This window comes from Mesorhizobium sp. M7A.F.Ca.AU.002.02.1.1, assembly GCF_003998535.1.
GTDB lineage: Bacteria > Pseudomonadota > Alphaproteobacteria > Rhizobiales > Rhizobiaceae > Mesorhizobium > Mesorhizobium ciceri.
Map to the genome: position 1 here is coordinate 1 of NZ_RZPB01000335.1, position 6,347 is coordinate 6,347.

Sequence of the window (6,347 nt, forward strand, 5' to 3'; positions counted from 1 at the left end):
GCATGAAGCGCATCTTGGCCGCCTGGTTGACAATCTGCTCCATGGCAAGCGTGGCGAAATCGGAAAACTGGAACTCGAAGATCGGCCGCATGCCGGTGAGCGCAGCCCCAACCGCAACGCCCGCGCCGCCCAGTTCCGAAATCGGCGTGTCGATGACGCGGTCAGCGCCGTAACGTTCGACCAGGTCGCCGGTGACCTGGAAGGCGCCGCCATAGACGCCGATATCCTCGCCCATCAGGAAAACGCGCTCGTCCATGTCCATGGCGATCGCCATGGCCTCCTGGATCGCCTGGGCGTAGCTCAGTTCACGCACCATCGCGTCCATCACGCCTGCTCCGTATACACGTAATTTCCCGTCTCGCTGATATCGGGCGATGGGCTCGCCTTGGCGAACTCGATGCCCTCGGCGATCTCTTGCGCCACGGCATCGCGAATGGCCTCGATGCCCTTGTCGTCGATGAAGCCGAATTCCCTGAGCTCGCTTTCGAACAGGGTGATCGGATCGCGGTTCGACATCCAGTCCTCGATCTCTTCCTTGGTGCGATAGCGGTTGCGGTCGCTCTTGGAATGGCCGCGATGGCGATAGGTCTTGGACTCGATCAGCGTCGGCCCCTCGCCGGCGCGGGCTCGGGCAACAGCCTGATGAGACGCCTCGGCGACCTCGGAGAAGATGTTGCCGTTGACGATGACGCCGGGCATCGAATAGGCGGCGGCGCGCTCGGCGATGTTCTTGACCGCGGTCGAGCGGGCTGTCGATGTCGACATGCCGTAGCCATTGTTCTCGCAGACGAAAATGACAGGCAGCTTCCAGACCGCCGCCATGTTTAGCGCCTCGTGGAAAGCGCCTTCATTGTTGGCGCCATCGCCGAAGAACGAGACCACGACCTTGCCGGTCTTCATCATCTTGGAGGACAATGCCGCCCCCACGGCGATCGGGATACCACCACCGACGATGCCATTGGCGCCGAGATTGCCCTTGCCGACATCGGCGATGTGCATCGAGCCGCCACGGCCCTTGCAGTAGCCTGTGGTCTTGCCGAAGAACTCGGCGAACATGCGCTTGACCTCGGCGCCCTTGGCAATGCAGTGGCCGTGACCGCGATGCGTCGAGGTGATCTGGTCATCCTCGGCAAGCGGCATGCAGATGCCCATGGCGCTGGCTTCCTGGCCGATCGACAAATGCATGGTGCCATGGATGAGGCCGCGCGTGTAGCACTCCTCCGCGCCCTCTTCGAAGCGGCGGATCAGGTACATCTTGTGGAGCACCTGCTTGAGCTGCTCGGCGCTGTACTGGCGGTAGACGAAGGGCAGATTGGCGCGACTGTCAGTGACGGCTTTGCTGGCTGTGGCCATGATCACGCTCCCACGGTCCCATAGACGAGCTTGTCCTGGCGAGCGCGCAGTTCGGCGATCTTGGAGCCCGCCGCGGGCGCTGCATTCGCGTAGGTTATGAGTTCGCCCTTCTTGATCGGCGCGGTGACCGAGCCGCCCTGCAGCAGGCCGCAGGGAATGGCCTTGGCGGCGCGCGCTTCAGGCGTCGTCATGATCCAGGCGCGGTAGCAATATTCGCCGATCGCATCGAGCTTCTCGCCGGGCTTCATGTCCTTCTTGGCCACGGCGGCCACTTCGGCCACCGGCTTGGCCAGCGGCACCATGTCGGCCTTGCCGTAGAGCACGACGCGCGCGCAGGTCAGCGGCACCTCGAGCGAGGTCAGGTGATAGGGACGATGGAAAGTGAAATACGGGCCTTTGCCCATCTTCAGATCTTCCATGCGCTCGGAGATGCGCGGATGCGACATGTCGGCAACGACGAAGACGCCGGGCGCGACACCCTTGCCGATCGAATAGTCGACGACGCCGACCTTCGACAGAACGCCGCCATCCTTCTGCGGCACCAGCACCTTGGACAGTTCGCCAAGCGTCGCCGCCGGGCCATGCATGCCAGCCTTGTCTGGAACCAGGCCGGTGGCATTGGCGATTGCCGCCATCTCGACCATGGTCTTGGAGCCGTCGACGAATTCGACCAGCATGCGGACATTCATGTGCCGGCGCTTGGCTTCCTCCTCATAGTCCGGGGGAATAGCGTCGATGTTGAGCGGATTGTTCTTGCCCTTGCCGGCGGCAACGATCGGGTGACCCATGGCCGAGACGAACTCGATCAGCTCCATGCAGGAGGACGGCTCATCGCCGGCGCCCAGTGAATAGGTGACGCCGAGCCGGTCGGCCTCGCTTTTCAGATAGGCGCCGATGGTGACGTCGGCCTCGACATTCATCATCACCAGATGCTTGCCATGCTCCATGGCGCGCAGCCCGATCTCGGCGCCAACGGCGGGAACCCCGGTGGCATCGATGACGACGTCGATCAGATCATTGTTGATGACAAGGTCGGCGTCGTTGGTGACCGCGACCTTGCCGGCTTCCATCGCCGACGTCATAGCCGAAGCATTCGACACTTCGCGCGCATGCCCGGTTTCCTGGAAAGCGATATCGACGGCCTTGCTGGCAGCCGGCAGGTTCAGTTCGGAAATGGCGCCGATCTCGATGCCCGACATATGGGCGACACGAGTGACGATGTCGGTTCCCATCTCGCCCGAGCCGATCAGGCCGATGCGGATAGGCTTGCCCGACTTTGCGCGTTCCTCGAGATCGCGGGCAAGACCCGTCAACGAAACATTGGAAGCCATACCGCTCGTTCCTCCCATAATGCAGGCTTGTTCGATTGCCTGACGGGTATTGAACATCTGTATTTCTGTCAAGACTAATGTCCATATTCCCGTGCTTTTTCGGACACTTTCACCGTAGTCCGGCGGGACGAGAAAGAGGCTGGGAAACCCGATGCCGCGCAGTCGCCGTCAGTGCGCGGATGGGCATCGGTTGGGATCGTTCAGCTCAGCCAACGGCGCAGCCTGTTGCGCTGCCGTGCAATAGGCCGGCACATGCGACTGGCGGCATCTTGGCCCTCGCGGGAAGTCCTGCTCAGTGCCCCGCGAAGCCTGCCGGAGGCGGGCAACCCGCCGCGTCGATCGCAAAATCATGGAAATGCACGACCACGCCATCCGCATCGATTAAGATCACGGCATAGCCGGGTGCTTTTCTGCCAGCGCCCAGCGGCACCAGCAGGCAAACGGAACGCTTGGATTACCCTCTACTGTGCCGTCCAGCCGCCATCCATCGGCAAGGTTGTGCCGGTGACCTGCCTGGCCGCGTCCGAACACAGGAACAGCGTCAGCGCGGCGAGCTCGTCGACGGTGACGAATTCCTTGGTCGGCTGGGCGGCGAGCAGCACATCGTGCTTGACCTGTTCCTCGGTCATGCCGCGCGCCTTCATCGTGTCGGGAATCTGCCTTTCGACCAGCGGCGTCCAGACATAGCCCGGCGCGATCGCATTGACGGTGACGCCGTCGAGCGCTGCTTCGAGCGCTACCGTCTTGGTGAGGCCCGCAATGCCGTGCTTGGCCGACACATAGGCCGACTTGAACGGCGAGGCGACCAGCGCATGCGCCGAGGCGGTGTTGATGATACGGCCCCATTTGCGCGTCTTCATGCCCGGCAGTGCCGCCTTGATGGCGTAGAACGCGGCGAGCAAATTGATGCGGATGATGGCTTCCCACTTGTCATCGGGAAACTCCTCGATCGGCGCGACATGCTGGATGCCGGCATTGTTGACCAGGATATCGAGACTGCCGAAGGCAGCCTCGGCCTCATGCACCATGGCGCTGACCGCCGCGCCATCCATCATGTTGGCACCGGAGTAGCGGCACTTGACGCCGAAATCCTTCTCGATGCCGGCGCGCTCGTGCTCGATGGCAGCCGCATCGCCAAGGCCGTTGATGGTGACATTGGCGCCTTCCACGGCAAAGGCGCGGGCGATGGCCAAGCCGATGCCGCTGGTCGAGCCGGTGACGAGGGCGTTCTTCGAAGACAGGAAACCCATGATGATCTCGCAAGAGGTGGGAGGGAACGAACGGGGCCGCCTTTGTGCGCCGCACCATGACAGTGCCATAGCCATATGTCGGTGCGATTACAGGGTTGAGACGGCCGTCGACAGGCCCCTTGGGCGGCTGTCAGGCGGCTGACACGGCACTGTCATGGTGCCGTGCAACATAATCCGGAGCGCATTCGCGCAGTCATTCCTGAACCAAAATGGGGCTACAGCCTTGCAGATCGCCGATGTCGTGAAGCGCGCCTATGCGATGCCGCTGACCAACCCCTCCTTTCCGCCCGGGCCGTACCGTTTCTTCAACCGCGAATACGTCATCATCACCTACCGCACGACGCGCGAGGCGCTAGAGGCTGTCGTGCCGGAGCCGCTGGAGATCGACGAGCCGCTGGTCAAATACGAATTCATCCGCATGCCTGACTCGACCGGTTTCGGCGACTACACCGAGACCGGCCAGGTCATCCCGGTGCGCTACAAGGGCCAGCACGGCGCCTACGTCCATTCGATGTATCTCGACGACGACGCGCCGATCGCCGGCGGCCGCGAACTGTGGGGCTTTCCCAAGAAGCTTGCCAATCCCAAGATCGTGCATGAAGGCGAGGTCATCGTCGGCACGCTGCACTATGGCAGCGTTCTGTGCGCCACCGGCACGATGGGCTACAAGCACAAGAAAGCCGATCACGGCTCTGTCCTCGCTTCGCTGGCCGCGCCCAATTTCCTGATCAAGATCGTCCCGCATGTCGACGGCACGCCGCGCATCTGCGAACTGGTCCGCTACCACCTCACCGACATCACGCTGAAGGAAGCCTGGACAGCGCCCGCCGCACTCGATTTGCGGCCGCACGTCATGGCCGACGTGGCGCGGCTGCCGGTGCTCGACATCGTATCCGCCGTCCACTTCACCGCCGACCTGACGCTTGGGCTGGGCGAAGTGGTTCACGATTATCTCGCCGACCGCACCTGAGCTGCACAAGCCTTTCAGAGCCCAAACAGAAGTCGGAGACCAAAGCCGTGCTCGAACGCAATCGCAACAAGGAGGCCACCGCCACCATCGCGGAGATCTCGGCGCAGTATGACCGCGTCGCGCTGGTGTTTCAGGGAGGCGGCGCGCTCGGCGCCTACCAGGCTGGGGTGTACCAGGCATTGGCAGAGGCCGGCTGCGAGCCGAGCTGGCTTTCCGGCGTGTCGATCGGCGCCATCAATGCGGCGATCATCGCCGGCAATGAATCGAGCCGCCGGCTGCAGCGCCTCGAGCAATTCTGGCAGACGATTTCGGGTCGCAAGATCTGGGCCTATACGCCGGAAGGCGACATCTACCGTGATATCCGCAATCGCACCAGTTCGTGGATGACCATGGTCATGGGGCAGCCGGGCTTCTTCAAGCCGCGCAATCCTAACCCCTGGATGGAGCAGCCCGGCGCCGAGGGCGCCACCAGCTTCTACGACACGGCCGAGCTGAAGGAGACGCTGCAAAGCCTGATCGACTTCGACATCCTCAACGACGGCAAGAAGCGGTTGAGCGTCGGCGCGGTCAACGTCCGGACCGGCAACTTCGTCTATTTCGACACCGACAAGGTCCGCATCGAACCGGAGCACATCATGGCCAGCGGCGCGCTGCCGCCGGCGTTCCCGTCGATCCGCATCGAAGGCGAATATTACTGGGACGGCGGCATCGTCTCCAACACGCCGCTGCAATATCTGCTCGACCAGGAAGAGGACCGTTCCTCGCTGGTTTTCCAGGTCGACCTGTTCAGCGCGCGAGGCGTCCTGCCGCGCAGCATGCCGGACGTGCTGTCGCGCCACAAGGACATCATGTATTCAAGCCGCACACGGCAAAACACCGACAATTTCAAACGCATCCACGGTCTCAAGATGCGCCTGCTCGATGCACTGAAACGGGTGCCGAAGGAGTTGCGGACGCCGGCCGAGGAAGCGCTGATCGAGGACTATTCGGACGCCGGCACCGTCAACATCGTGCACCTGATCTATCAGCACAAGGGCTATGAGGGTCACGCCAAGGACTATGAGTTCTCAGGCACCTCGATGCGCGAGCATTGGGAGACAGGGTTGGAGGACACGCAGCGCACCTTGCGCCATCGTGAGTGGCTGACGATGCCGACCAATGTCGACGGTGTGGCCATCCATGACCTGCATCGCGAAGACCCGACGTAGCCAGGCCGGTTATGCCCAACGGTTCAGCGTTGTTGGCCAGGATTCGTTTGAACGGCCATCGCCAACGCTCGAGATTGGCCGACGCCTCCAAACTTCGTCATCCTTGGGCGAAGCAGGAGCGAAGCTCCGTCGCGGAGACCCTGGGATCCATGCCGTGACCTTTGCCACGGAGTGCAGCGGAGCAGAATTCTGCACCGCGGCAACGCTCAGGAGTCGCGGCATGGATCCTATGGTC

5 protein-coding genes and 1 pseudogene are annotated in these 6,347 nt (G+C 62.6%); 2 read left to right on the top strand and 4 right to left on the bottom strand.

Annotation, left to right across the window (positions count from 1 at the left end):
* From EN879_RS20065 to EN879_RS20080, 4 genes and pseudogenes are all read right to left on the bottom strand, one after another.
* A pseudogene (locus tag EN879_RS20065) lies at positions 1 to 325 on the bottom strand (alpha-ketoacid dehydrogenase subunit beta); the annotation flags it as partial.
* On the bottom strand, positions 325 to 1,353 hold the full coding sequence (locus EN879_RS20070; RefSeq protein ID WP_063169131.1) for a thiamine pyrophosphate-dependent dehydrogenase E1 component subunit alpha: 1,029 nt from the start codon (positions 1,351 to 1,353) through the stop codon (positions 325 to 327). The gene EN879_RS20070 and the pseudogene EN879_RS20065, both read right to left, overlap by 1 nt.
* Positions 1,354 to 1,355: 2 nt before the next feature.
* Positions 1,356 to 2,684, bottom strand: a complete 1,329-nt coding sequence (locus EN879_RS20075; protein ID WP_024503031.1) for an NAD(P)H-dependent oxidoreductase — start codon at positions 2,682 to 2,684, stop codon at positions 1,356 to 1,358.
* Positions 2,685 to 3,145: 461 nt separating this feature from the next.
* A complete protein-coding gene (locus EN879_RS20080; RefSeq protein ID WP_063169132.1) occupies positions 3,146 to 3,934 on the bottom strand; it encodes a 3-hydroxybutyrate dehydrogenase in 789 nt (262 codons plus the stop codon).
* A gap of 223 nt (positions 3,935 to 4,157) precedes the next feature.
* Here EN879_RS20080 and EN879_RS20085 point away from each other — a divergent pair, with 223 nt between their 5' ends.
* Positions 4,158 to 4,904 (top strand): acetoacetate decarboxylase, encoded by a 747-nt coding sequence (locus EN879_RS20085; protein ID WP_063169133.1) that lies wholly within the window; start codon positions 4,158 to 4,160, stop codon positions 4,902 to 4,904.
* A 47-nt stretch (positions 4,905 to 4,951) separates the two neighbouring features.
* Entirely contained in the window at positions 4,952 to 6,112 is a 1,161-nt protein-coding gene (locus tag EN879_RS20090; RefSeq protein WP_024503027.1) for a patatin-like phospholipase family protein, read from the top strand.
* Positions 6,113 to 6,347: the final 235 nt, after the last annotated feature.